We start from the raw sequence: 26,210 nt of genomic DNA on the forward strand, positions 1-26,210 counted from the left end.
CACGTGTCGGAGTCGATGATTGTGAGGAACATCGCTTCACTCTGCGAGCAGGCTCCCTGCCTGGGCTTCCACGCCAACCAGGCTGTTGCGCCATCGTCGGCCAAGCACCCGCTCGAGCACCTGTCTCGGAGTGCGCGAGAACTAATGCTGACCGGATGCTGATTTACCTGACGATGCGCCAGGCAAGCACTTCTTCGAGCACGGAGCCATCCTCCGCATCGACCTGGAAGTCGTTCACGCACTCGGCAGCCCGGGGCTTCATCCGGTCCCGAAACATTAGGCGGTCGAGTGGACCGACGACTGCTGATGCCCCACAGGTGTTGTAGCGGTCGAGCCAGCGGAATGCGTCGAGGCGTGCCTCGCGTTCGCCGGACCAGGTCTTGCGGATCTGCAGCGACTCGCGTGTTGCCCTCGCCGGTGACGACGAGGTCGCTCCCGGCCAGCAGTTCGTCGGCACCGAGCGGGGTGAGGAAGTAGTCGGCCACGACCGCACCCGCCCGCCCAGCAGCATCCCGGCATACCCGAGCCCGCCGGCCGCCCCGGCACCGGGGACATCGGCGAGACCTGCCGCTTCTGCGACGCCCGCCGCTTCCAGTCGCCGTACGAAGCCGGCGAGCGCGTCGTCCAGTTCCCGCACCTCGCTTGCGGTCGCCCCCTTCTGGGGGCCGTAGACGGCGGCCGCGCCCGCCGTCCCGAGCAGCGGGTTGTCCACGTCGGTGGCGAGGACGAGGTCCACTCCCGCCAAGGCCGCGCGGGCCTCGGCGAGGTGAACCGTGCGGAGAGCGGCGAGTCCCGCGCCGCCCAGGCCGATCGGTGTGCCGTCCTCCCCGGCCAGCGTCGCGCCGAGGGACTGCAGCAGGCCCGCGCCACCGTCGGTGGTGGCGACCCCTCCGAGCGCGAGGACGATCGTGTCCGCCTCGTCGGCCAGCGCGTACTGGAGGGCCTGGCCGATGCCTCGGCTGGTGGCCGTGAGGGGCGCCTTGCGCCCGCCCGGCAGAACACCCAGTCCGCAGATGGCCGCCGCCTCGATGAGAACGGTACGGCCGCGCACCGCGACCTCGGCCGTGACGGGCCGGCCGGTCGGGCCGGTCACCATGATCTTCTCGGAGCCGAACCGGCCCGCGCAGGTGGCGGCCACGCTCCCCTCGCCCCCGTCCGCCAACGGGAGTCACCTGGACGTACAACTGCCGGTACCACGGCTTCGCCGCGATACGCACGGCCTGTTCGACTCGTCCGTTGCCCGGGGGATGCGTCATTGCGGCCTCCCTGATCGCGTGGTATCGAGCCCGATCGGTCCGCGCCGACTTTCGCCACAGTGAACCGGGCCACAGATGAGGGGTCCACGACCAAAATCAATGCCCCCTATAGGCGTGGCCTGTCAGTACCGGCACAGGCCGAAGGCCCCGTTGATGCAACCCCGGGTCGATGTGCGTCTCAGAGCCGGCCCCGCCAGGAGCAGGCTGCCGTTCCCCTGATCGGTACGGGGATGCCGAGTACCGCGCCGGAGATCGCGGTCGGGTCCCGCACCCCGTACCGGGCCGTGGTGACGAAGAGGCGGTTGTCGTCGGGGTGCAGACACACCGACGTGGGGTGCGGGGCGGGGACGGTCAGGGTGTGGAGCAGGCGTCCGTCGGGATGGTAGCGGCGGACCGCCCCGGCTCCCCACAGCGCGACCCACAGACAGCCCTCCTCGTCGACGGTCATTCCGTCGGGGCTGCCTTCGCCGTCACGCAGTTGGGCGAAGGTTTCCGGGCCACCGGTGAGGTCGCCCGAGACGGGGTCGACCCGGCAGCGCAGGACGGTGCCGACGGCCGTGTCGGCGACGTACATGGTGGTGCCGTCGGCGGTGAACGCCGGGCCGTTGGCGATGGTCAGGCCGTCGAGGACGCGTACCACCGTGCCGTCGGGGTCCGTGCGGTAGAGGGAGCCCGCGCTGGGGGTGCCGTCGTAGGCCATGCTGCCGGCCCAGAAGCGCCCGGCGCGGTCTGCGACGCCGTCGTTCATCCGGCTGGGGACCGGGGTGCGGTCCTCGGGGCGGTCCAGCCATTCCAGGGTGCCGTCGGGGGTGAGCAGCGCGATGCCGGTGCCCGCGGCGGCGATCCAGGTGTCCGGTCGGCCGTACACCGGCGCGACGGCGCCCAACGGTACGTCGAGACAGGCGAGTTCGGTCGGTCCGGTGTCGTCGCGGTCGTCGGGCACTTCGAAGAGCCGGCCGCTGAGGATGTCGACGTACACGTACCGGCCGTCGAACCAGCGGCCGCCCTCGGCGAGTTCGTATGCTCCCTCCACGAGGAGCGTCGCCGACGGTGCCGTTGATGTCATGTTCCGTCTCCTGGGTCAGCGGATGGTGGTGCCGTCGGGCTGGTCGAACAGGCCGAGTTCGTCCCGCGTGGGAAGGCCCTCCCAGTCGCCCCGGGTGGCGACGGCGAACGCCGCGGTGGTGACGGCTCGGTGCAGCCGGGCGGGGACGTCCGCGCCGTCGAGGAGTCCGGACAGGTATCCGGCCACGAAGGCGTCGCCCGCGCCGACCAGGTCGACGGCGTGGACCTGGCGCGCCGCGCGGTCGGTCGCCCCGTCGGCGGTGACGCTGGTCGCGCCCTGTGCGCCCCGTTTGATGACCACCTCGGTCACGCCTGCCGCCAGGATGCTGTGCACGGCCTCGGATTCGCCCGCACCGGGTCGTTCCAGCGCCAGCGGCAGTTCGTCCTCGGAGGCGATGAGCAGGTCGGTACGGGCCAACAGCGGCCGGAGGGCGGTGCGGGCGCGGTCGGCGGTCCACAGCCGGGAGCGGTGGTTGACGTCGAGGCATACGGTGATGCCCGCTTCGCGGGCTGTGGTGGCGGCGGCCAGGGCGGCCTCGGCCGCCGAACGGCTGAGCGCCGGTGTGATGCCGGTCAGATGCAGGATGCGGGGTTCCGGAGCCAGCGCGGGCAGGACGTCGGCCGGTAAGACGGCCGAACCGGCGGAACCGGCACGGTAGTAGCTGACGCGCGTGAGCGTGCCCAGGCGGGGTTCGGTGAGCAGCAGTCCCGTGGGGCGGCCGGTGTCGTCGGTGACCGCGTGGTCGATGTCGACGCCCTCGGCGCGCAGGGTGCGCAGTACCAGCGCGCCGAGTTCGTCCGCGCCGACCCGGCCGGCCCAGCGCACCCGGTGCCCGAGCCGGGCGAGGCCGATGGCGACGTTGGACTCGGCTCCCGCGACCGACAGGCCGAGGCTGCCGCCGAGCCGCAGTGCGCCGTGGGCGCGGAGCGCCGCCATCGTCTCGCCGAAGGTCACCACCTCGGGCGCGGCCTGGCCGACCGGTGTCGTCACGGTGTCTCCCCTGCGGCCACCTTGCGGAACTCGGCCGCTCGGGCCCGGAGTTGATCGAGGTCGCCACCGTCGGCCGCGTCCCCCACAAGAGGTGAGCCGACGCCCACGGCGAGGGCACCCCGCTCCAGATAGTCGCGGGCCACCTGCGCGTCCACTCCGCCGACGGGTACGAACGGCACCTCGGGGAAGGGGTCGCGCAGGGCCCGCAGATAACCGGGGCCGCCCAGAGTGCCGGGGAAGAGTTTGATCGCGGCGGCACCCCGTGCGAGGGCGAGTTCGATCTCGGTCGGCGTCAGGGCACCCATCAGTACGGGTATGCCGTAGGGCTCCAGCCCGTCGACCAGAGCCGGAGTGACGAGGTACGACGCACCGGCGTCCACGGCGCGGGCCGCGTCCGCCGCCGAGCGCACGGTTCCAGCGCCGAGGAGTGCGTCGGGGCCGAGTTCGGCGCGGGCCTGCCGGATGACGGTCAGGGCGTCGGCGGTGGTCAGTGAGACCTCGATGGCCGCGACGCCCTCCTCGGTGAGAGTGCGTACGGTGTGCAGGGCCGCTGAGGGGTCCTTGCCCCGCACGATCGCCAGCAGGCGGTGGGCTCGGAGGGATTCCACCAGGTTCATGGGAGCGGGCTCTCCTTGGGTTCGGGGTGTGCGGGCCTGATGGTGCTCACCATTCGGTACCTGGGGGTGCTCACCACTCGGTGAAACCCCCGTCCGCGCCCCGCCATACGGGGTTGCGCCAGCGGTGTCCGGTCTCGGCGGCGCGGCGTACCGCCTTCTCGTCGATGTCGACGCCGAGGCCGGGGCGGGAGGCGGCGACGGCGTATCCGTCCTGGAAGCGGAAGGGTTCGGGGTCCATCACGTACTCCAGCAGGTCGCACTGCTGGTTGTAGTGGATGCCCATGCTCTGTTCCTGGATGAGGAAGTTCGGCACGGAGAAGGCGATCTGCAGGCTTGCGGCCAGGGCGATGGGGCCGAGGGGGCAGTGCGGGGCCAGGGCGACGTCGTACGTCTCGGCCATAGCGGCGATGCGGCGGACCTCGGAGATGCCGCCGGCGTGCGAGAGGTCGGGCTGGGCGACGGCGATGCCGCTGGTCATGACCTCGCGGAAGTCCCAGCGGGAGTACAGGCGTTCGCCGGTGGCGAGCGGGATGCTCGTGGACTCCACCAGGCTGCGCAGGTGGCCCGAGTGTTCCGGTGCGACGGGTTCCTCGACGAACAGCGGGTGCAGCGGTTCCAGCAGGGGCAGCAGGCGGCGTGACATGGCGGTGGAGGCCCTGCCGTGGAAGTCGACGGCGATGTCCCGCTCGTCGCCCAGCACCTCGCGGACGGCAGCGACGCGCTCGACGACCTCGGCGGTGCGTGCCGGGGTGTCGATCGGGGCGAGTTCGGCCGAGGCGTTCATCTTCACGGCGGTGAAGCCCGCCTTCATCTGCTCCTCGGCCAGCTCCGCGACATCGCTGGGGCGGTCGCCGCCGATCCAGGCGTACATCCGGACGCGGTCGCGTACGGGGCCGCCGAGGAGGCGGTGCACCGGGACGCCGTAGGTCTTGCCCGCGATGTCCCACAGGGCCTGGTCGATGCCGGCGACGGCGCTGGAGAGGATGGGGCCGCCCCGGTAGAAGCCGCCCTTGGTGAGCACCTGCCAGTGGTCCTCGATGCGCAGCGGGTCCCGGCCGACGAGGTAGTCGGCCAGTTCGTGGACCGCGGCGCGTACGGTCTCGGCGCGGCCCTCGATCACGGGCTCGCCCCAGCCGGTGACGCCCTCGTCGGTGGCGACGCGCAGGAACAGCCAGCGCGGGGCCACCAGGAACGTCTCAAGTCCGGTTATCTTCAAGGGGATTCCTCGGGGAGCGGGTCGGTCGCGAGGTCGGCGAGGTCTTCCTGGGCCTTTACGGCCGCCAGGTCCTGGGACGCCTGCGCGAGCAGTGACTCGACGGCGGCCACCGCCGCGTCCGGATCACCCGCCTCGACCGCCGCCAGCAGTTCCTGGTGCACGGGGATGGAGTCGGAGAAGTGCCGGGCGCCGTGCACGATGCGGTCACGGACACGCAGACCGGCCTCGATGACGACCTCCATCCGGCTGAGCAGTTCGTTGTGCGCGGCGTCCAGCAGGGCGCGGTGGAAGGCCAGGTCCGCCTCGACCATCGCGTCCGCGTCCGTCCCGGCCGCCGCCATCGCGTCGAGTGCCTGCCGCAGCGCGTCCAGGTCGGCGGGGGTGCGGCGGGCCGCGGCGAGCCTGGCTCCGGCGGGCTCGACTATCGCGCGGACCTCGGCGAGATCCTCCAGGAAGCCGTCGGTGGGGGCGCTGCTGCCCTGCCAGCGCAGCAGGTCGCTGTCGAGCAGGTTCCAGTCGGCGCGGGGCCGGATGGTCGTCCCGCGTTTCTGCTTCGACTCCAGCAGGCCCTTGGACGCCAGCACGCGCAGCGCCTCGCGCACGACGGTCTTGCTGACGCCCAGCTCGGTCTCGAACTTGACGGGGTCCACCACGGAGCCCGGGGGGTAGTCGCCACGAATGATGCGCCGGCCCAGCTCCTCCACCGCCTGGCCGTGCAGCCCCCTACCGGGATGAGTCACCACGTTCTCCGTTTCCGTTCAGTTGCTGTTCGCGGATGCCGCGTACAGCTCCCCGCGCAGGACGCCTCGCTCACGAGGACTCCTTCATGACGCTCCATCCTCCATCGATCACCAGGCTCGCGCCGGTCACATAGGAGGCGTCCGCAGATGCCAGGAACGCGACCGCCGAGGCGACCTCCTCCGGCTGCCCGAACCGCTTCGCCGCCGTGGCCGCCACGCTGCGCGCCCGCTCGGACTCCGGGATGCCGTCCCAGGCCGCGGTGAGGATGGGGCCGGGCAGCACCGTGTTGACCCGGATGTCCGGCCCGTACTCGACAGCCAGTTGCCGCCCCAGCGAGCACAGCGCGCCCTTCGCGGCCGCGTAGGCGGCGTGGCCGGGCAGGCCCATGACGGCGTGTACCGAGGAGGTGAGGACGACGGATCCCGACGCCTCGCGCAGCATGGCCGCGAAGGTCTTCATCCCGCGCCAGGCCGGCTTCAGCAGTACGGCCATCTGACCGTCCCACTCGGCCTCGCTCAACTCGTGGGCGGGCTTGTTGAGTTGGGCGAAGGCGTTGCTGTGCAGCACGTCCAGCCGCCCGTGCCGCTCGTCGACGTGGCGGGCCAGGTTCGCCCAGTCGGCGGCCGAGGTCACATCGCACCGTACGTACTCCGCCCGGCCGCCGGCGTCCTCGATGCCCGCGGCGAGCGTCTTGCCCGCCGTGTCGTCCACGTCCGTGACCACGACGGTCGCACCCTCGTCGGCGAGCCTTCGCGCCGTGGCCGCGCCTATCCCGTGCGCGGCGCCGGTGATCACCGCCACGCGTCCCGCCATCCTGCGGCACTCCGTCATCGTGCGCGTCTCCCGTCTGGTGCCTGCTGACGACACCACCATAGCTCTTTCAATTAATTATGAATATATCTTGACGGCGTGGCGATGCCGCTCCAAGACTGACCGGCATTGCCGCACGAGCGAGCCGCGGAAGAAGCCACAAGGGACACAAGGGACACACATGAACAGCTCACCACCCTCGCGGAGGACGGTGCTCCGATGGGGCGCCGGGGCGACCGGAGCACTTGCCGCGCTTCCCGCTCTCACCGCCTGCGGTCAGACCGTGGGAGCCGCCCGCACGACCCGGCAGGCGGCCACCCGCCCCGGACAGAAGGTGAACCTCGTCTTCTGGACCTGGGTGCCGATGCAGAAGACCGTCGACCTGTGGAACCGGACGCACCCCGACATCCACGTCGAGATGCAGACCATCCCCCAGAACGTGCAGGGCGGCTACCAGAAGATGCACGCCTCGCTGACGGCCGGGAACCCGCCGGACCTGGCGCAGGTCGAGTACCACGAGCTTCCCGGCTTCATGCTGGTCAACGGCCTGACGGACCTGAGCGCGTACGGTGCCGACGAGCTGCGCGACAGCTACGTGCCGTGGCAGTGGAACCAGGGCGTCTTCGACGGGCGGGTCCGTACCATCCCGCAGGCGTCGGGCCCGATGGGCCTCTTCTACCGCAAGGACCTCTTCGAGAAGTGGGGCATCGAGGCGCCCGCCACCTGGGCCGAGTTCGAACAGGCCGCCCGCGTGGTCAAGGCCCGCGGCGGCGGCGCCCGGCTGTGCACGTTCGCGCCCAACCAGCCGAGCTGGTTCGCCGCGATGTGCTGGCAGCGCGGTGCGCGCTGGATACGGACCGAGGGCGACGACTGGATCGTCGACATGAACAGCGACCTCTCGCGCGAGGTGGCCGACTTCTGGGAGCGGATGGTCCGCGACGACCTCGTGTTCGTCGGGCCCGACATGTCCAGTGCCTGGTTCAGGCAGGTCCAGACCGGACAGATCTCCGCCTGGGTCGGCCCCCAGTGGGGCGACGCGATGCTGCGCAGCAACGCCCCGGGCACCAAGGGGAAGTGGCGGGTCGCTCCCCTGCCGCAGTGGACCCGGGGGGACAACGCCTCCGCCAACTGGGGCGGATCGTCCACCGCCATCCTCCAGGGCACCCGCCACCCGCGTGAGGCGCTGCGGTTCGCGCACTGGGTCAACACCGACCCCGAGGCCGTGGACCTGAACATCTCGGTCGGCTACGGCTGGCCCGCCGCCACCGGCGTCTTCCGCGGATCGGCACTCGACAAGCCCGACCCGTTCTTCGGCGGCCAGCGGTACAACGACGTGTTCACCGCCTCCGACCGGGCCATCGACACCTCCTGGAAGTGGTCCCCCACCACGGACGCCGACTTCGCCCAGTTCGGCGATGCCTTCGGTGCGGCCATAGCCGGAGGCGGTTCCCTCGCCGCGACGCTGGCCGGCGCTCAGAAGAACACCGTGGACAACCTGCTGGCCAAGGGACTCAAGGCGAGGAGCGCGTGATGAGCACCGCGATCAGCCGGACGAAGAACCGGACGGAGAGCCGGACGATGAAACCGACACCGGGCGGCCGGCGGTCCGCGCGTCCGGACCGGGCGGCATGGACGTTCCTCCTCCCCTTCGTCGCCCTCTTCCTGTTCACCTTCGTCCTCCCGCTCGGCTACGCCGTCTACCAGAGCATGCTCAAGCCGGTCCGCTCCGGTGCGCTGGGCCTGGGTCCGGCCACCGTCGGCTTCGCCGGGCTGGACAACTACTCCCTCGCCCTGCAGCAGTCGGCCTTCCTGGAGAGCTTCGCGCGGGTGCTGCTCTTCGGCGTCGTGCAGATCCCCGTGATGCTGATGCTGGCCACCGCGCTGGCACTGGCCCTCGACACGCTCTCCCACCGCTGGGCGGGGATCCTGCGGGCCGCCTACTTCCTGCCGTACGGCGTTCCCGGCGTCATCGCCTCGATCCTGTGGGGCTTCTTGTACGTACCGGGCGTGAGCCCGGTCGTCGACCTGCTCGGCAGGGTCGGCCTCGCGCCCGACTTCCTCGGCTACGACAGCGTGCTGTGGTCCATCGCCAACATCGTGATCTGGGAGTTCGCCGGCTACAACATGCTGGTGATCGTCGCCCAGCTCAAGGCGATCCCGCAGGAGCTCTACGAGGCCGCGCGCATCGACGGGGCCGGTGCGTGGCAGACGGCGATCCGGATCAAGCTGCCCCTGGCCCGGCCCGCCCTCGTCCTCACCGGTGTCTTCTCCATCATCGGCACGCTGCAGCTCTTCGCCGAGCCGCTCGTCATCAAGCCGCTGACCTCGACGGTCACCAGTTCGTACACACCGAACCTGAGCGCCTACAACGAGGCGTTCGCCAACAACAACATCTACCTCGCCGCAGCCGAGTCGGTGATCCTCGCCCTCGTCGCGAGCGTGCTGTCCTTCGGCTTCCTCAGCCTGGTGAACCGCGGGAAGGGAAGGGATGCACGGTGAGCGTGTCCACACCCGACGTCAGGAAGCCGACGGCCGCCGCCGCCCGAACTCCACGGGCCGCCACAGGACGCCGGGCCGGCACGCCGCGCTGCGGCGTGAAGCCCTCGCGGATCCTGCTCGTCGCGCTGCTGACCGTCGCGGCGCTCTACTTCCTGCTGCCCGTCTACTGGCTGCTGGTGGCCTCCACCAAGAGCGGTGCCGACCTCTTCGGCAGTTTCGGCCTGTGGTTCTCCGACCCGCAGTGGCTGCACAACCTGTCCCAGGTCTTCTCCTACAACGACGGCGTGTTCTGGAGCTGGACGTGGAACAGCCTCCTGTACGCGGGGGTCGGCGGCGCGCTGGCGACCCTGCTCGCGTGCGCCGCCGGGTACGCCCTGGCCGTGTACCGCTTCCGCGGACGGGAGACGGTCTTCAGGGTGGTGCTCGCCGGTGTGCTGCTGCCCAGCACCGCGCTCGCCCTCCCCTTGTACCTGCTGTTCAGCAAGGTGGGTCTGGCCAACACCTACTGGGCCGTGCTGATCCCCAGCGTGGTCAGTCCGTTCGGCGTATATCTGTGCCGTATCTACGCCGAGGCGGCGGTGCCCGTCGAGATGCTGGAGGCGGCACGCGTCGACGGCGCCGGCGAGTGGCGGATCTTCGGCACCCTCGTGCTGCGCACCATGACGCCCGCGCTGGTGACCGTCTTCCTCTTCCAGTTCGTCGGCATCTGGAACAACTACTTCCTGCCGCTGGTCATGCTCTCCGACGACCGCAAGTACCCGATCACCCTGGGCCTGACGACGTGGCAGTCGGCGGCCGACCGCAATCCCGAGCTCTACCAGCTCACGATCGGCGGCGCGTTCCTGTCGATCCTCCCGCTGGCCGCCGCGATGCTCGTCCTCCAGCGCTACTGGCGTTCCGGCCTGACCCAGGGCAGCGTCAAGGGCTGAGCGAGGGGAGGGGCGGCCCGCCCCTCCCCTCCACGCCACCGCGTCTACCGAAAGGTCACCTGCCCCTGGGGTATACCGCCTCCAGGAACGCGTCGTACACGAGCTTGGGCCGCTCCTCGGCGAAGGTGAGCAGCCCCATGACGGAGATGCCGTTGTAGTCCTGGTTGTAACCGGCCCGCTGTTTGTAATCCTTGAGAACCCAGTAGGTGAATCCGGCGACGAACTCGCTGCGCGCGGCCACCTGGTCCCAGTGCACGGTGAAGCTCGCCGCCTGCCACTCCTCCGTACCCTGCGTGGTGGCGGGGCCGTGGGTGCCGGCCACGGACCAGGTGCCGTTCTCGGTGATCAGGATCGGCTTGTCGGGATACTTCGCGTGCACCGCGTCCAGCGTGGGGCCGAGGTCGGCGTCCTTGCCGTAGAAGTAGCCGAAGTACTCGTTGAACCCGATGACGTCGGCGAGGTCGAACGCGGGGTCGTTGCTCGTGTTGGAGGCCCAGGTCACGGGGCGGGCGGTGAGGTCGACGGCCTTCACGGCGGCCTTGAGATCGGCGAGCCAGGCCCGGTAGACGGGGGCGCCGTCGGGGTCGATCTCCGACTCGTTCTGGAGGCCCCACAGGATCACCGAGGGGTGGTTGTGCTGGTTCCACGCCATGGTCAGGGCCAGGGCGCGGGCGAGGCCGTAGCGCTCGGTCTGGAGCTTTTCCTGCGGGGTGTTGAGCCACATGGTGTCGATGTCGTCCATCACCAGCATGCCGTGCTCGTCCGCCCAGTCGTAGACGTACGGGTGGCGGTTGTAGACGCAGTTGCGGATGAAGTTGGCGCCCACTGCCGTGATGTGGCCCAGTTCCCGGTCGTACTCGGCCGGTGTCATCGCCCTGCCGTGCGCTGCCGTCTCCTCGTGCCAGTTGAGGCCCTTGAGGAACAGCGGCTTGCCGTTCAGCCGCAACTGGGCGTCGGCTACGGTCAGTTCGCGTACGCCGTAGGCGGTGGACAGCGTGTCGACCCGTGGGCCCGCGGTTCTCCCGGCGGTCAGGGTGGCGCGGGCGGTGAGCATGTGCGGCGCGGCCGGGCTCCAGCGTGGCGCGCCGGGTATACGGACCGCGACCCGTACGACGCCCGCCGACCGGGCCGCGATCCTGGCCGCGACGACGGTGGGCCGGGCGCCGCTCCCCCGGCCGGGATCCAGAGTGAGCCGGCCGTCGAAGTCGGAGGTGCCGTGGTTCTCGACGACCGCGTGTGCCTCCAGGCGCCCGTTCGCGGCGGACACGAGCAGTTTGGCGACGGTGACCTGCGGGACCGCCTCGATCCACGCCGACCGGGTCAGACCCGCGTAGGGCCAGTAGTCGACGGGCTTGTACGGCAGTTCGTGGTCGTCGGTGACCGGCTGCGGAGTCGCGGCGGTGTAGTCGGTGTAGCTGGCCCGGCGGAAGACCCGCACGGCGATCGTCTGGCGGGTCCCCGGCCTCAGAGCCCCCGCCGCCGGGAGCGCGAAGGGCGAGTTGGCGCCCTCGTGCTTGCCAAGGTGCTTGCCGTCGAGCCAGACCTCGGCGCTGTAGCCGGCGGCCAGGAAGGCGACGCGTACGTGCCGGGCACGCCAGGACGCGGGCACGTCGACGGTGGTGCGGTACCAGGCGTAGCCGTCGGCGAACGCCGTGCCCTGGCCGAAGGGGGCGGTCTCCGAGCCGAAGCCGGGGGTGTTCAGCAGGTCCCAGGCCGCCGGGACGTCGATGAGGTCCCAGGCCCGGTCGTCGTGGCGCGGGGACTGCCAGCCCTCGTCGAGTCCCTGGTCGGCGGGGTCGAAGCGGAAGCGCCACCGCTTGTCCAGGGACAGGTAGTCGCGCGTGGGCTCGTGGGTGCGCCAGCCGTCGAAGGCGGGGAGCACCGTGCCGTACTGGAAGACGACGTTGGTGCCGCCGACCGCGCGCACATGGGTGCCGGAGGGCTCGGTGGCGGGGTGGGTGTCGAGAACCGGGCCGTTCGCGGCGGCCGCGGCCGGGCCGTCCGCCGCTCGCGCCGTCTCCGGCCAGGCCGGCAGGGCGACGAAGGCGGCCGCGCCGAGTGCCGTGACGACGGTGCGCCGGGACGGGTGGATGGATTCGGTCATGACAGGCGGCTCCTCGATGCACATACGTGTTCGTCCGCCCCACAGCCTGGACAACCCCGTTACCCTCGTCAAGGATTATTCATAAATAATGAATTGAGCTAGCGTGATGCCGTCGAGCCGCCGACGGCGTCCCACCGCACACGAAGACGGGTGACCTCATGACCACCGCACAACAGCAAGCGACCACGAGCGAGACCACGGGCCGACTCGCCATCACCCTGTGGGACTTCAGCTGGTACACGCAGGCAGGACCCGGCGAGCCCTTCGCCGACCTCGACCGCGCCTTCGCCGAGACCGTGGACCGGGGCTTCAACACCGTGCGCGTCTGCGCCATGCCCTTCCTGCTGTTCTCCGGCCGCGTCCCCGACCCGGAGTCCATCGAGGTCCGCGGCCTGGGCGGGGAGTTCGGACAGCGCACCCGCTGGTACGACGTGCGCGGCGGCTATCCGCTGGACGGCCGCCGACGGCTCGTCGAGCTGTTCGAGGCCGCCGCCCGCCACGACTGCAAGGTGGTCGTGTCCTCCTGGGAGTACCAGCAGTCCCCCAGCTTCGCCGACACCGACGTCTGGCACCGCGCCCTGGCCGAGGTGCCCGGCCCGGACCGCGCGAAGGCGGTGGCCGAAGCCCTCGCCGAACTCCTCGACTTCCTCACCGAGCGCGGGCTGGCCGACCACGTCGCCTACGTCGAGGTGCACAACGAGGTCGACAACTGCTCCCTCGTACCGCGCGACGGCGCCACCCACTACGCCTATCTGCGCGGCCCCCTCGACCGCGCCGTGAAGCTGCTGCGGGCCCGCCACCCCGGCATCCCCGTCACCTACTCGCTGGGCGAGCCCTGGCCGAGCGAGATCGACGACCTGCCGGAGGGGGCGCAGATCGCGCACTTCCACTTCTACGTCTACGGCGTGCTCGGCGCGCTCTACGAGGCTGTCGGACTCGGGCACGGCACCGAGGCGGCGCCCGAGACGGCCACCTGGCCCACGCCCGAACTGGCCGCCATGCTGCGCCCCGACGCGCCCGCCTTCGCCGACTACCAGCCGGACGAACCCTGGCGACTGGCCGCCACCGGAATCCCGCGCGAACTGTTCTACGCACACGACTGGGTCGACCCCGACCGCTGGGACCTGTGGCTCTACGAGAACTATCCGGCCCACCGGCAGGCCATGCGGGACACACTGGCCGGATGGGTCGACTCCGTCGCCGACTTCGCCCGTCACCGTGGCATCCCCGCCGTCCTCGGCGAAGGCGTCGTGGGCTACACCCCGCTGCTGACGCGCTTCGAGGAGGACGCCGTCGGCAAGGACATCGCCGAGTTCGTCGTCGACCGCTGCCTCGCCGCGGGCTTCCAGGGCGTCGTCCTGACCTCCAACGCGGCCCCGCACCACCCCATGTGGCACACCGACCGGGACTGGATGCAGCGGGTCAACGCCCGTATCACCGCGGCCTGATCACGCCCCGGCGGCGGCCGGGAACACCGGTGGTCCCGCGATGCGCGAGATGACGGGACCCCGCGCCGGAACCGGTACCCGCCTGGGCAGGCCGCCCGTCGACCACAAGGACGGCCTGTCCGGTCTTGGCCGTGTGGCTGAGGATGCGGAGATCCTCCGCGCGCTGGACCAGACCCGCCGCCTGCATGCTCCCCGCCTGACCAATACGGAGAGCGGGCTGGATACACGCCCGCTCTCCGCACCATACGCAGCCACTCAGTTGATGCGGACGATCTTCCAGAGCTGGTCGTCGAGGTCCAGGGCGTTCCACTGCACGACTGCCGCGCCGTTGCTGGTGGAGGACTGGGCGACGGCGGCGTTGAAGCCGCTGCCCACGTTCTTGAGTGCGTAGTAGCCGTTGCCCGCGTCGGTGAGGGTCCACTTCTGCGAGTTCGCGGCGGACGGCGTGTTCTGGACGACGGCCGCTCCGGCGGTGGTGGAGCCGTTACGGATGTCCAGGTTCAGGTTGCTGTTGGCGTTCCTGATGGTCCAGGCTCCGCTGCCGGCGGGCTGGAAGGTGAACATCTGGCAGAGACAGGCCGAGTTCTGCCACTGCTGGACTGCCGTGTTGGTGGCGGTCGATCCCTGCGGGATGTCCAGGTACCTCCCGCTGTTCTTGTTGACGAAGACGTACTGACCGGTACCCAGCGGCGGCAGGGCGGTCTGGGTGAGGTTCCAGCGCTGGCAGGCGCAGCTGGTGCCACTCCACTGGACGGCGGCGGTGCCGACCGCGGTGGAGGCGTTCGGGATCTCCAGGTGCTTGCCGGTCACCCGGTTGGTGATGGTGTACCCGCCGGCCTGGTGCGGGGCGACGGCCCACTCGTGGTCCAGGGTGCCGTTGTCGTCCCACTGGAGGATCTTGGCGCCGTCGGCGGTGGACTGGTTCTCCACGCCGAGTACCTTGCCGCTGGCGACGTTGAAGATCTCGAAGTAGCCCGAGCTCTGCTGCACGAAGCGCCACTGCTGGTTGGTGGAGGTGGTCGGGGTCTGCTGGGTGGCGTTCGTGCCGTTGGTGGTGGAGCCGCCCGCGATGCTCAGCATGAGGCTGGAGCCCGCGTTCGACATGGTGTAGGTGGCACCGTCCGAGATGCCGCCGCCCAGGTCGATGGTGCTGTAGGTGACGGGGTTGGAGAGGTTGCTGCCTCCGTTGCCGCCGCTGAGCACGAGCAGGCTGTGGCCGTCGGGCAGGGGCACCATGCCGCGGCTGTAGCCGTTGGCGACGTTGGAGCGGATGCGCGTCCAGGTGTTCGCGGCGCCGTTCTGCGTGTTGAGGAACAGGTCGGTGGTGCTGTAGGCGCCGACGACGAGCGTGCCGTTCGGACCGCCGGTGGGCAGCCACGTGATGTACGGGGTGCTGGTGGGGACCGCGCCGTCCGTCGACCGCAGGGGAATGCCCGTGACGGAGTCGAAAGCCTCCGGGTCGGCGGAGATCTTGTAGTAGACGGCGAAGTTGCCCGAGGGCGAGCCGCCGTACTCGTACGTCATGACGTAGTTGCCGTTGGGCAGCTGCGCGACGGTGGCCATACCCGGGCGCTGGCTGTAGGTGGGCATCGCCACGTCGTCCACGACCGGCCCCCAGTTGCGGAGGTCCGTGGTGACCTGGTGGACGATCTTCTGGCCGTGGTCGGGGTCGCGCTGGTCGGAGTAGTAGACGATCAGCTTGCCGTTGGCGTGGAGGAAGAACGGCTCCCACACGGGGGTGTTGCCATTGCCGTTCTGGTCGAATGCCGGGCCGCCGGTGGCGATGTTGCTGACGAAGCTCCAGGTCTGTCCGCGGTCGGTGCTGGCATAGACATCGATCTTGATGGCCGAGCGGTCGGCGGGGACGGAAGCCCCGGCGGCGAGGATGGTTCCCGCGGGGAAGCCGCCCACCGCCGTGGGCAGCTCGTAGAGCTCGGGCTGCCAGCGCATGCCCCAGCCGTTCTGGGTGTCGGCGACCTCGGAGATCTTCGTCCAGGAGGTGCCGTTGTTCGTACTGCGGTAGATGGGGAGGACCGGCGTGCCGGAGGTGTACTGCTCGAACGTCGCGAGGATGGTGCCGTTGGCGGAGCCGTTGTGCTGCATCCGCATCCCCCGCGGGTAGAGCGACCCGGGCGAGGGCGCACTCGACGGCGGGGTGTACATCGTCTGCGAGGGACGGGCCAGGGCGTCCGCACGGCCGGCGGGCATGACCATGGCCACCGCCGTGACGAGCAGGACGAAAGCCAGGGACAAGAAGAAGACGGGACGGGAACGCGGAGCGGCGCCGGGTCTGGCGCCTGCCTGCGCAGGGGACATTGCGGCTCCCAGGGGGAAGGTGTGTTTCGGTTTCCGCCGCCGGCTCGGAACGACTCAGGGTGACGCGGCGGAGTTCGTTGGGCGCGTGGCCCGGCGGACAGCCGGGCGACACTGCCGGGCACGGCTCGCGAGCGGGGGGCACGGCGCGACAAGCGCGGAACGGTGGAGGTGGAGCGCCCCGGCGTGTGGGTGCGCCGGAGCAGTGCACGGGGTGCGGGGTGGATCAGAGGGAGGGCGGGGGTGCGGTGGAACCGCGGACGATCAGTTCGACGGGTGGGTCGTTCGCCGGTGGCGGTTCGGTGTCGGGCTTCTCGATGGCGTGTACAAGAAGCTGGATTCCTTGGTGGGATGCGGCCTCGAAGGGCTGGCGGACGGTGGTCAGCGGGGGTGAGACGTAGGCGAAGACGGGGTTGCCGTCGAATCCGACCACGCTGACGTCTTCCGGCACACGACGACCGCTTTCCCGCAGGCCGTGGATCAGTCCGATGGCCATCTCGTCGCCCGCGGCGAACACCGCGGTCACCGATCGGTCCGAGGCCAGCCCGAGGCCCGCGGCGTACCCGGAGGCCGCAGACCAGTCGCCGTTGAGCACGGGCGGTTCGTGCGCGCCTCGTGCCGCCAGCGCCGCCTGCCATCCCTCGATGCGGTCCTTGGTGGCGTACCACCGCCGCGGTCCGGCGAGGTGATGGACGGTCGAATGCCCCAGGTCCAGCAGGTGTTCGGTGGCCGCGCGCGCCAGCTGACGGGCACCCACGCCGACGCTCAGTGTCCGGGCGGCGGTGAAGGCGGGTGGTGCTCCCAGGAAGAGGACCGGTACGTCGACACCGAGCGGGACTTCTCCTTCGACGACGGGTTCCGAGACGACGATGCCGTCCACTCCCTGTTCGAGGAGTGACTCCACGGCGCCGGCGATGCTTTCCGGGTCGCCGTCGGGGGTGTTGACCACGCGAAGCGCGTAACCGGCGTCCCGTACGGCCTGTTCGATGCCCACCAGCAGGGAGGCGGTTCCGTACCCGGCTGTCGCCAGAGCGACCACACCGATGGAGCGGGTACGGCCGGAGGCCAGTGCCCTGGCCGCGTGGTTCAGCCGGTAGCCGAGTTCCTCGGCGGCTGCCAGGACACGTCGGCGGGACTCGTCGGAGACGTACGGCTCGTTGTTGAGGACCCGGGAGACCGTCTTGCGTGAGACGCCGGCCAGCCTGGCCACGTCCTCACTGCGCGGCGCGGAGGAGCCGACACCACGCTCCACCCCTGTTGCCATGAAGTCTCCCAACGACCGTGTGCCTACATCGAGCTAGGTCAGTGACATGACCACGCGGTCTGACCGCGCGGTCAATGTCTACGCACCCGCCGAGAACACGTCAAGAGTTTTCGCAACGCCACTTGCCTCCGACGCGAGCGGACGCCGGGGCCCGCGGCCGGGCGGAGGGCGTTGCCGCAGGCGCTCCAGGAAACGTGCCCGACACCCATTGCTGCAGTTCAAGCAGTGTTTTCTCCATACGGAACGACTCGACGGCCAGCCGGGTCAGTCCTGTCCGTCCGCTCCGGCTGCCCGGACAACGGGCTCCCGATCGGACCTGGATCCATCACACATTGCCGGACGCGACGTCTTGACAGCCAGTACACAGAGCGTTCACGCTTCCTGGCGTCCACCGATCGCACTTGTTCGATCGTGTTTGGTTCTGGTCACTCGGCGGCTGTTTCTCCGCCAACCCCCTTCCGGCTGACGCGCCATGCCTGGGTACCGCCAGATCTGTCAGGAGTCGAAATGCACCATTCATCCCTTGGCCAGCCCATGCCTGGCACCAGCCGCCGCACCGTGCTCCGCGGGCTTGGCGGAGCCGCGCTACTGGGTGCCGGCATTCCCCTGCTGAGTGCCTGCGCCGACAGCTCCGTGTCGTCGGACACCAAGACCGTCACCGTGGGCTCCAACGCGTCCGACGCCGTCCCGAAGAAGGGGTACGCCGACGTCTACGCGGCCTTCACGAAGCAGTCCGGGATCGCGGTCGACATCAACACCAAGGACCACAACACCTTCCAGGAGCAGATCAACACCTACCTGCAGGGCACCCCGGATGACGTGTTCCAGTGGTTCGCCGGCTATCGGATGCAGTTCTTCGCGGCCAAGGGGCTCGCCTCCCCGATCGACGACGTGTGGAAGACGATCGGCGGCAACTTCCCCTCAGCGATGCACGACCTGAGCAAGGGTCAGGACGGCAAGTACTACCTGGTACCCCTCACCACGTCCCCGTGGGCGGTCTTCTACCGCAAGAGTGTCTTCCAGCAGTACGGCTACGAGGTCCCCACCACGTGGGACGCGTACGTCGCCCTGTGCAAGCAGATGAAGAAGGACGGCCTCGTCCCGATCGCGTACGGCGACAAGGACGCCTGGCCGGCGATGGGCTCCTTCGACCAGATCAACTTCCGCCTCAACGGCTACGACTTCCATGTCGAGCTGATGGCGGGCAAGGCTTCGTGGACCGACGCGAAGGTCCGCAAGGTCTTCGACACCTGGGCCGAGACCCTCCCCTACCACCAGGAGGGCGCGGTCGGCCGTACCTGGCAGGACGCCGCCCAGACTCTGGTGGCGAAGAAGGCCGGCATGTATATGCTCGGCATGTTCGTGGCCCAGCAGTTCACCAACAAGGCGGACCTGGACGACCTCGACTTCTTCGCCTTCCCCGAGATAGACCCGGCGTACGGCCAGGACACCGTGGAGGCGCCGACCGACGGCATCATGCTCAGCAAGAAGCCCAAGAACCACGCCGGTTCCGTCAAGCTGCTCGAATTCCTGGGCACGCCGCAGGCCGAGGAGATCTACCTGAAGGCCGACCCGAGCCTGATCGCCGCCTCCACGAAGGCCGACACCTCCGGCTACAGCGCCCTCCAGAAGAAGGGCTACGAGATGATCGCGCAGGCGAAGCATCTCACCCAGTTCATGGACCGTGACAGCCGGCCCGACTTCACCTCCACGGTGATGCAGCCCGCACTCCAGAAGTTCATCCGCGACCCCAAGGGCATCGACAGCCTGCTGTCCTCGATCGAGCGTCAGAAGAAGACGATCTTCGCGTCCGGCTGAGCCCGACTCCCTTCTGAAGCGGATGAACACCGACACCATGAGCTCCGACGCGATCACGAAGATCCCGGAGGCGGCCGCGGCGCCGCCTCCGGGCGCCGCGACGCCGAAGAGGCGGGTTCCGCAGGGCCACCAGCGCCTGCTGACCCGCCGCGACCGGATCACGCTCGGCCTGATGGCCGGCCTGCCGACGATCCTGCACGTGTCCCTGGTCTGGGTCACCGCCCTGGCCTCCATCGCCCTCGCCTTCACCACCTGGGACGGCATCGGCTTCGACTCGATCCAGTGGGTCGGGCTCCAGAACTTCAAGGAACTCTTCGAGCAGAACCCGCAGTTCTGGCCCGCCCTCCAGCACAACGTCATCTGGTTCGTCGTCCTGATCGCGCTCCCCACGCCGCTCGGCCTGTTCCTGGCCGTGCAGTTGGACAAGAAGATCCGGTTCAGCCGGGTCTACCAGACGGCGTTCTTCCTGCCGGTCGTGCTGTCGATGGCGGTCATCGGGTTCGTCTGGCAGCTGGTGTACAACCCGGACACCGGCCTGATCAACAGCATCGTCGGGGCCAACGAGCCCGGCCGCTACATCGACTGGATCGGCGACCCCGACCTCAACCTCTGGGCGATCCTCGTCGCCGCCTCCTGGCGCCACACCGGCTACATGATGATCCTGTACCTGGCCGGCCTGAAGGGCGTCGACCCGTCGCTGCGGGAGGCCTCCGCCCTGGACGGTGCCAACGAGTGGCAGACGTTCAAGAACGTCATCTTCCCGACCCTGCGGCCGACCAACACCGTCGTGCTGGTCGTCACCATCATCGAGGCCCTGCGCGCCTTCGACCTCGTCTTCGTCTTCAACAAGGGCGCCGAGGGCACCGAGCTGCTGTCGATCCTCGTGACCAACAACATCATCGGCGAGTCCAGCCGGATCGGCTACGGCTCGGCCATCGCCGTCGTCCTGCTGGTCATCTCGCTCGTCGTGATCATCCCCTACCTGGTGGCCACCTTCCGGAAGGAGCGGCGCGCATGAGCTCCACCGTCATGACCAAGGTCCGTACGCCCGTCCGGCCCGCCCGGGTCCTGCTGCACGTCTTCCTCGCGGGCGCCGCGCTGGCCTGGCTCGCGCCGCTGCTCTGGGCGCTGTACTCGGCCATGCGGTCGTACGCGGAGACCAGCGAGAAGGGCTATGTGTCCTGGCCCGACGAGCTGAGCTTCGACAACTTCACGAACGCGTTCACGCAGTCGGACATGGGGCACTACTTCGTCAACACGATGATCATCGCCGTGCCGGCGGTGCTGGTGACGCTGTTCCTGTCGTCGATGGTCGCCTTCTACGTCAGCCGCTTCGACTTCCGGATCAACCTCTTCCTGCTCCTGGTCTTCACCGCGGGCAACCTGCTCCCGCAACAGGTCATCATCACCCCGCTGTACCGCCTGTACCTGCTCGTGGACCTGCCCGGCATCACGATGTCCGGCAAGCTCTACGACTCCGCGCTCGGCCTGGTGTTGATCCACGTGGCCTTCCAGTCCGGCTTCTGCGCGTTCGTGCTGAGCAACTACATGCGCTCGCTCCCGCACGAACTGACCGAGGCCGCGCTGGTCGACGGCGCCTCGGTGTGGCGGCAGTACTGGCAGATCGTGCTCCCGCTGTGCCGCCCGGCCATGGCGGCCCTGGCCACTCTGCTCTCCATCTGGATCTACAACGACTTCTTCTGGGCCCTGGTCCTGATCTCCACCGGCGAGAACATGCCGATCACCTCGGCACTGAACAACCTCACCGGGGCGTACTTCACCGACCCGAACCTGGTCGCGGCAGGCGCCCTGCTCACCGCGATCCCGACGCTGATCGTCTACTTCGTGCTGCAGCGGCAGTTCGTCAGCGGCCTCACGCTGGGCGCCAACAAGGGCTGACACACCCCCTCTTGCCCCTCCCCTACACCCCTCCCGGAGCATCACCAGTGAGTACCGCACGCCGTCTTCGCATACCTGGAATCGCCTACGGAGGTGACTACAACCCCGAGCAGTGGCCCGAGGAGGTCTGGGCGGAGGACATGCGGCTGATGCGCGAGGCCGGGGTGACCATGGTCAGCGTCGGCATCTTCTCCTGGGCGCTGCTCGAACCGTCCGAGGGCGTCTACGACTTCGCCCGCATGGACAAGATCCTCGACCTGCTCCACGCCAACGGTATCTCCGCAGACCTGGCCACCCCCACGGCGGCCCCGCCGGCCTGGCTCTTCGTCGAGCACCCGGAAGCCCTGCCGGTCGACAAGGACGGCCGCCGACTGACGTACGGCAGCCGCCAGACCTTCTGCCCGTCCAGCCCCGCCTACCGCCGAGCGGCGCTGCGGATCACCGAAGCCCTCGCCGAGCGCTACGCCACCCACCCGGCCGTCGCCATGTGGCACGTCCACAACGAGTACGGCTGCCACAACGACGCCTGCTACTGCGACACCAGCGCCGCCGCCTTCCGCACCTGGCTGCGCGCCCGCTACGACAATGATCTGGACACCCTCAACCACGCCTGGGGCACCACCTTCTGGAGCCAGTGGTACTACTCGTGGGACCAGATCCTGCCGCCCCGCACCACCGCGGCTCCCCCGAACCCCACCCAGCGGCTCGACTGGCGCCGTTTCTGCTCCGACGAACTACTCTCCCTGTGCACCGCCGAACGGGAGGTACTGCGGCGGGCCGCTCCGGACACCCCCGCGACCACCAACTTCCTGGTCCTGCGCACCATCGACGCTCTCGACTACTGGCGCTGGGCACCCGAGCTGGACATCCTCTCCAACGACCACTACCTGCTGTCCGACGACCCGGAGGCCGAGGTCGACATCGCCCTCCACGGCGACCTGATGCGTTCGCTCGCGGGCGGCCCGTGGTTCCTCATGGAGCACTCGACCGGTGCCGTCAACTGGCAGCCCGTCAACCGTGCCAAGCTCCCCGGGGAAATGCGCCGCAACGCGCTCGCGCACGTGGCCCACGGCGCCGACGGCATCGCGTTCTTCCAGTGGCGGGCGGCGAGGGCGGGCGCCGAGCAGTGGCACTCGGCGATGCTCCCGCACGCCGGCACCGACAGCCAGATCTGGCGCGACGTCGTCCAACTCGGCGCCGAACTACGGGCGTTGGCCGAAGTGCGGGACTCCACCAGCACGGCACAGGTGGCGATCGTGTGGGACTGGGACGCCCGCTGGGCACTGGAACTGCCCTCCCAGCCCAGCGGCGAACTGCGCTACCAGGACTTGGTACGGGACTGGTACACCCCCCTGCGGCGGGCCGGGGTCGCCGTCGACTTCGTACGCCCCGACGACCCCGGACTCGACCGCTACAAACTCGTCCTGGCACCCTCGATGTACCTGGTCACGGAGGCGGCCGCGGCGAACCTCACCCGGTTCACCGAACGCGGGGGCACTCTTGCCGTCGGCTTCCACAGCGGCATGGTCGACGAGAACTGCCATGTGTACCTGGGCGGTTACCCCGGCGCCTTCCGCGATGTCCTCGGCGTGGTCACCGACGAGCTCTTCCCCCTGCTGCCGGGCGAGACGACCGGCCTGACCGGCGACGTGGCGCCGGGAGCCACGGCCGACCTGTGGTCGGAACGCGTCCGGCTCACCGGCGCACAGGCCGTCGCCTCCCACGCCGACGGCCCACTGGCCGGCCACCCCGCCGTCACCCGCCACCGGCACGGCGACGGCACTGCCTGGTATCTGGCCACACACCCCGACCAGGACACGCTCGCCGCCCTGCTCGACCGCATCCGTCAGGACGCCGGCGTCACACCGGAGCACGACGCACCCGCCGGGATCGAGGTCGTCCGGCGCCGGGGTGCGGAAGCCGACTATCTGTTCCTCATCGACCACACGGGAAAGGGCGCCGAAGTGTTCGCCGAAGGCGTCGAACTCCTCACCGGCACGCCGGTCTCCGGCACTGTCAGCGTCCCACCGGGAGCCGTCGCCGTCATCCGCGAGCCACGCTGACCAGAGCGCAGGTCCTGGGCCGCCGACATCGCGGTCGAGTACGTCAGGGGGACGCGGCGGTGGTGACGCCCTCGCCAGGGAGCGTGCCGACGAACCGTGGGCACGCTGCCGTGGAACAGTCAGACGATCCCCGCCTGCCCGCCGTCGACCAGGGCTTGTGTCACCGGTGGTCCGGGACCAACACGATCCGGCCTCGGAGCCCGCCTTCGGCGAGGGCCCGGTGGGCATCCGCGATCTGCTCCAGGGAATAGGTCCTGGCCACCCGCAGGCTGATCAGACCGGCGCCCGCATAGGCCGCCAGCTTGGCCAGGCGCCCGGCGTCCGTGTGCCACGCCATATTGATCATCCGCACCTGGCGGCGCGCCATGGGCGCGGAGTTGAGCAGCGACACGAACACACCGCCGTGCCGCACGGCGTCCGCCGCCCCGGCGGCCAGGTTGGCCGCGTCGACCGCTCCGTCCACGCCCCCAGGCACCAGTCGGCGCACCGTGGGCACAAGGTCGTCGTCGCGCGAGACGAAAAGCCGTGCGCCGGCCTCCCGCACGAGCTTCTCGTCGGCCGGTCCGGCCTGGGCGATCACGTTCAGCCCCCGCAGCCGCGCAAGCTCGACCGTGAAGAGCCCCACCCCGCCGGCGGCGCCCGACACCAGCAGCCACTCCCCCGGCTCCAGGGCCACCTTGAGTCCCGTGCGCACCATGACGTCGGCGAAGTTGACCGAAGCCGCGGCCACCTTGACCAGCACCTCTCCGGGCCCCGGTTCGGGGGTCGCCACGTCGACGATCTCGATCGCCTCGGGGCCGCCGGACTCCCTGACTACTGCTGCACGCATCTGACCTGTCCTTCTCTCCGCGCCTCCCGTGCGGAAGTCGCAGGTCCGACGTTGGTCCACCGATGAGCTGCGAGGAAGGTCCGCTGTTACCTGGGTCCAGCAGGGCCAGGCAGGTCTGTGGTCGGCGGCGTACCGTCGGTGGGGTGGAGACGACTATCGGGGAGTTCCTGCGCATCCGACGCGAGCGCATCACACCCGAACAGGCGGGGCTGCCCCCCAGCCTCACCCGGCGGCGGGTACCGGGGCTGCGACGCGAGGAGGTCGCCCTGCTCGCCGGTGTCAGCCCGGACCACTACCAGCGCCTGGAGCAGGGGCGTACCGCTCAGGTCTCCGACCAGGTGCTCGACGCTGTCGCGCAGGCGCTCTCCCTCTCGGACGTGGAGACCGAGCACCTTCGCAACCTGGCTCGCCCGCGTCGAGCCGACGCCGAGGCGAGAGCCACGCAACGGGTATCGAGAGCAGTGCCCGACGAGCCGCTGGTCCGGCTGCTGGAGGCCATGGGGGACGCGCCCGCGCTGCTGCTCGGTACTCGAACTGGGAGGCGATCGCCGCCGAGACGGTCGCCCAGTTGCGCCTGCTCACGGGGCGCCGGCCCGACGACGCCAAACTGGCAGCGCTGGTCGGTGAGCTGGCCATCCGCAGCGAGCCGTTCCAACGGCTGTGGGCGACCGGCGACGTACGGGAGAAGCGGCTGGGCGTCGTCCGTGTCGTGCACCCGGTCGTCGGCACGCTCGAGTTCGACTACCACATGCTCACCGTGCCAGCACGTCCCGATCGCTCACTGATCACCTACCTGCCCCGGCTCGGCTCACCGACCGCCGAGGCCCTCGGGATGCTGCTGAGCTGGGTTGCCGGCCGAACCGGCCCGGCCGGTCGGGAAGTACCCGCCGCAGCGCCGGAGTCCGACGGAGATGCGGGCCCGGCGACCGCCTGAGCGTCCTTGGAAGAGACGTCGATGTCCGGACTCCGCGGGACAGCGTGACGCGTCCCGTGTCCGGTGGTGATCCGCCGCCGGTGGTCGCGGCTCTTTCCCCAACGGGCGGATGCTCGTCGGCGGGAACCGCTGTGGGTCCCGCCGACGAGAGGTCACGACACCGTGGGGATGATCAGTTGAGGGCCGGGGCGAGGATCGGGTGCGTCGCGCGGTGGGTGATCTTCCAGTGCCCGCTGTCGAGCCGGTAGTGGTCGTTCAGTTCGACGATGTGTCCGGCGTTCGCGGCCGGATAGAGGGCGGGGCCCTCGTCGACAGGGGTGGGTCCGGCGTAGGCAAGAAGGGAGACGGTGCCCTGGGCGCTCCCGTCCCCGATGGTGTGGAAGTGCTGGTTGGTGACGAGGTGGCGGACCGTCACCTCGGGACCGGAACGAGCGTGGAGCACGTCCAGGATCTCGGCATGACCGCGCAGCTTGCGCCCATGGACCTCGTACAGGGCGTCGGGGGCGAAGAGTTCGAGCAGCTCGTCGTACTCGCGACGGTCGTAGTGGTGGAAGAAGGCCGTGTTCAGCCGGGCCAGCGACCAGGTCGTGGTCTCCTCGGGTGTCATGCCTTCTCCCCCTTCGGGGTGATGGTGTCCGGGCTGGTGCGGGTCTTGAGGACGAAGTCGAACTCCATGCTCCGGTAGGGGCCCTGGAAACCGTGTGCGGCTATGTCCTCGGGGTCCTCGTGCAGGGCGGTGTCCGCCTGCAGGGCGGGGTGGGCCAGCTTCGGGCCGACGAAGTCGACGGGGATGACGGGGTCTCCCTTGAAGTAGATCTCGCCGAACCAGGGGGTGATCAGGTCGGGGTGGTGGACCTCGTAGTGGATGTGGGCCGGACGGTAGAGGCTGCGGCCGATGGCCGCGGCGGCCTCGACGACCCTGTCGATCGCCATGGCGTAGGCATCGGCGTAGGCGACAGGGGTGACGGTGGTGAAGGTGTAGCGGCCGTCGGCGTCGGTGAACAGGTGCCCGCGCAGGTTGTACTTGGGCACTCCGTCGTCGTACAGACCGGAGTAGTTGCCGTTGTTGGCCGCGTGGTAGATCTCCAGCTTGGCGCCCGCGAGCGGCTGTCCGTGGCCGTCCAGGACGCGGCCGGACACGACCAGCGGGGTGCCGGGCTCGTCCGGCCTCATCGGCAGAGTGCCGGGGTTGTCGATCCGTGGGGAGCCGGGGATGACGGTGGGGCTCTTGACGTCCTCGGAGGGGGTGTAGCCGTCCCGGCCGCCCTGGAAGAGCTCGCCGTAGAGCGGCATGGCGGCCAGCGCCAGGGGGGGCGCCGGTGGCCTGCTGCATCTGCTGCAGCACGTCGGTGACGGCGTTGAGGTCGTCGAAGGTCAGTCCTTCCTCGTCGCGGAGGCGGGCCAGGGCGTCCTT

22 protein-coding genes and 1 pseudogene are annotated in these 26,210 nt (G+C 69.8%); 10 read left to right on the plus strand and 13 right to left on the minus strand.

Annotated features, from left to right (window positions below; all coding sequences use genetic code 11):
• Positions 1–163 precede the first annotated feature (163 nt).
• The 7 genes from JIX56_RS03835 to JIX56_RS03865 form a co-directional block, all read right to left on the minus strand.
• Positions 164–1,162 carry a glycerate kinase gene (locus JIX56_RS03835; RefSeq protein ID WP_257537344.1) on the minus strand — a complete coding sequence of 333 codons (999 nt, stop codon included), beginning with the start codon at positions 1,160–1,162 and terminating at the stop codon, positions 164–166.
• Positions 1,163–1,434: 272 nt separating this feature from the next.
• Entirely contained in the window at positions 1,435–2,322 is an 888-nt protein-coding gene (locus JIX56_RS03840) for an SMP-30/gluconolactonase/LRE family protein (protein ID WP_257537345.1), read from the minus strand.
• A gap of 15 nt (positions 2,323–2,337) precedes the next feature.
• Complete coding sequence (locus JIX56_RS03845) at positions 2,338–3,258, minus strand: sugar kinase (RefSeq protein ID WP_443032023.1); 921 nt, start codon at positions 3,256–3,258, stop codon at positions 2,338–2,340.
• A 50-nt stretch (positions 3,259–3,308) separates the two neighbouring features.
• A complete protein-coding gene (locus JIX56_RS03850; RefSeq protein ID WP_257537347.1) occupies positions 3,309–3,929 on the minus strand; it encodes a bifunctional 4-hydroxy-2-oxoglutarate aldolase/2-dehydro-3-deoxy-phosphogluconate aldolase in 621 nt (206 codons plus the stop codon).
• A gap of 70 nt (positions 3,930–3,999) precedes the next feature.
• Positions 4,000–5,145 carry a galactonate dehydratase gene (gene dgoD / locus JIX56_RS03855; protein ID WP_257537348.1) on the minus strand — a complete coding sequence of 382 codons (1,146 nt, stop codon included), beginning with the start codon at positions 5,143–5,145 and terminating at the stop codon, positions 4,000–4,002.
• Positions 5,142–5,888 (minus strand): FadR/GntR family transcriptional regulator, encoded by a 747-nt coding sequence (locus JIX56_RS03860; RefSeq protein WP_257537349.1) that lies wholly within the window; start codon positions 5,886–5,888, stop codon positions 5,142–5,144. Before JIX56_RS03860 ends, dgoD begins: the two co-directional genes overlap by 4 nt.
• Positions 5,889–5,955: 67 nt before the next feature.
• A complete protein-coding gene (locus tag JIX56_RS03865; protein ID WP_257537350.1) occupies positions 5,956–6,699 on the minus strand; it encodes an SDR family NAD(P)-dependent oxidoreductase in 744 nt (247 codons plus the stop codon).
• A gap of 178 nt (positions 6,700–6,877) precedes the next feature.
• On the opposite strand from JIX56_RS03865, the gene JIX56_RS03870 reads away from it, so the two are divergent.
• Genes JIX56_RS03870 through JIX56_RS03880 form a run of 3 tightly spaced genes read left to right on the plus strand, consistent with a single transcriptional unit; the run spans position 6,878 to position 10,124 of the window.
• Entirely contained in the window at positions 6,878–8,227 is a 1,350-nt protein-coding gene (locus JIX56_RS03870; RefSeq protein ID WP_257537351.1) for an ABC transporter substrate-binding protein, read from the plus strand.
• On the plus strand, positions 8,227–9,195 hold the full coding sequence (locus JIX56_RS03875; protein ID WP_443031756.1) for a carbohydrate ABC transporter permease: 969 nt from the start codon (positions 8,227–8,229) through the stop codon (positions 9,193–9,195). The genes JIX56_RS03870 and JIX56_RS03875 overlap by 1 nt, the downstream gene beginning before the upstream one ends.
• 2 nt (positions 9,196–9,197) lie before the next feature.
• Complete coding sequence (locus JIX56_RS03880; protein ID WP_443032024.1) at positions 9,198–10,124, plus strand: carbohydrate ABC transporter permease; 927 nt, start codon at positions 9,198–9,200, stop codon at positions 10,122–10,124.
• A 55-nt stretch (positions 10,125–10,179) separates the two neighbouring features.
• Here JIX56_RS03880 and JIX56_RS03885 read toward each other — a convergent pair whose 3' ends face one another.
• Positions 10,180–12,228: a glycoside hydrolase family 2 protein gene (locus tag JIX56_RS03885; protein WP_257537352.1), complete on the minus strand. Its 2,049-nt coding sequence runs from the start codon at positions 12,226–12,228 to the stop codon at positions 10,180–10,182.
• Between the two features lie 158 nt (positions 12,229–12,386).
• On the opposite strand from JIX56_RS03885, the gene JIX56_RS03890 reads away from it, so the two are divergent.
• A complete protein-coding gene (locus tag JIX56_RS03890; RefSeq protein WP_257537353.1) occupies positions 12,387–13,676 on the plus strand; it encodes a cellulase-like family protein in 1,290 nt (429 codons plus the stop codon).
• Positions 13,677–13,931: 255 nt separating this feature from the next.
• On the opposite strand, the gene JIX56_RS03895 is transcribed toward JIX56_RS03890, so the two are convergent.
• Positions 13,932–15,992, minus strand: coding sequence for an RICIN domain-containing protein (locus JIX56_RS03895; protein WP_257537354.1), 2,061 nt, complete (start codon positions 15,990–15,992; stop codon positions 13,932–13,934).
• A 223-nt stretch (positions 15,993–16,215) separates the two neighbouring features.
• On the minus strand, positions 16,216–17,253 hold the full coding sequence (locus JIX56_RS03900; RefSeq protein ID WP_257537355.1) for a LacI family DNA-binding transcriptional regulator: 1,038 nt from the start codon (positions 17,251–17,253) through the stop codon (positions 16,216–16,218).
• 507 nt (positions 17,254–17,760) lie between these two features.
• On the opposite strand from JIX56_RS03900, the gene JIX56_RS03905 reads away from it, so the two are divergent.
• From JIX56_RS03905 to JIX56_RS03920, 4 genes are read left to right on the plus strand one after another with little or no spacing between them, the layout of a single operon-like run.
• Complete coding sequence (locus JIX56_RS03905; protein ID WP_257537356.1) at positions 17,761–19,071, plus strand: ABC transporter substrate-binding protein; 1,311 nt, start codon at positions 17,761–17,763, stop codon at positions 19,069–19,071.
• Between the two features lie 37 nt (positions 19,072–19,108).
• Complete coding sequence (locus tag JIX56_RS03910; protein WP_257537357.1) at positions 19,109–20,089, plus strand: carbohydrate ABC transporter permease; 981 nt, start codon at positions 19,109–19,111, stop codon at positions 20,087–20,089.
• The gene (locus JIX56_RS03915) at positions 20,086–20,970 is read left to right on the plus strand and encodes a carbohydrate ABC transporter permease (protein WP_257537358.1); all 885 of its coding nucleotides are present in this window, start codon (positions 20,086–20,088) and stop codon (positions 20,968–20,970) included. The genes JIX56_RS03910 and JIX56_RS03915 overlap by 4 nt, the downstream gene beginning before the upstream one ends.
• Positions 20,971–21,017: 47 nt before the next feature.
• On the plus strand, positions 21,018–23,033 hold the full coding sequence (locus JIX56_RS03920) for a beta-galactosidase (RefSeq protein WP_257537359.1): 2,016 nt from the start codon (positions 21,018–21,020) through the stop codon (positions 23,031–23,033).
• Between the two features lie 160 nt (positions 23,034–23,193).
• Here the strand turns inward: JIX56_RS03920 and JIX56_RS03925 are convergent, their stop codons facing one another.
• Positions 23,194–23,862, minus strand: coding sequence for a quinone oxidoreductase family protein (locus JIX56_RS03925; protein WP_257537360.1), 669 nt, complete (start codon positions 23,860–23,862; stop codon positions 23,194–23,196).
• A gap of 62 nt (positions 23,863–23,924) precedes the next feature.
• Here JIX56_RS03925 and JIX56_RS47605 point away from each other — a divergent pair.
• Positions 23,925–24,197: pseudogene (locus tag JIX56_RS47605) on the plus strand (helix-turn-helix domain-containing protein); the annotation flags it as partial.
• Between the two features lie 233 nt (positions 24,198–24,430).
• Entirely contained in the window at positions 24,431–24,796 is a 366-nt protein-coding gene (locus tag JIX56_RS47610) for an MmyB family transcriptional regulator (protein WP_306819817.1), read from the plus strand.
• A 172-nt stretch (positions 24,797–24,968) separates the two neighbouring features.
• Here the strand turns inward: JIX56_RS47610 and JIX56_RS03935 are convergent, their stop codons facing one another.
• Together JIX56_RS03935 and JIX56_RS03940 are read right to left on the minus strand one after the other, a co-directional pair.
• Entirely contained in the window at positions 24,969–25,403 is a 435-nt protein-coding gene (locus JIX56_RS03935) for a nuclear transport factor 2 family protein (RefSeq protein ID WP_257537361.1), read from the minus strand.
• Entirely contained in the window at positions 25,400–26,089 is a 690-nt protein-coding gene (locus JIX56_RS03940; RefSeq protein WP_257537362.1) for a dioxygenase family protein, read from the minus strand. Before JIX56_RS03940 ends, JIX56_RS03935 begins: the two co-directional genes overlap by 4 nt.
• Positions 26,090–26,210 lie beyond the last annotated feature (121 nt).

It is taken from the genome of Streptomyces sp. CA-210063, assembly GCF_024612015.1.
Classification (GTDB): Bacteria; Actinomycetota; Actinomycetes; order Streptomycetales; family Streptomycetaceae; genus Streptomyces.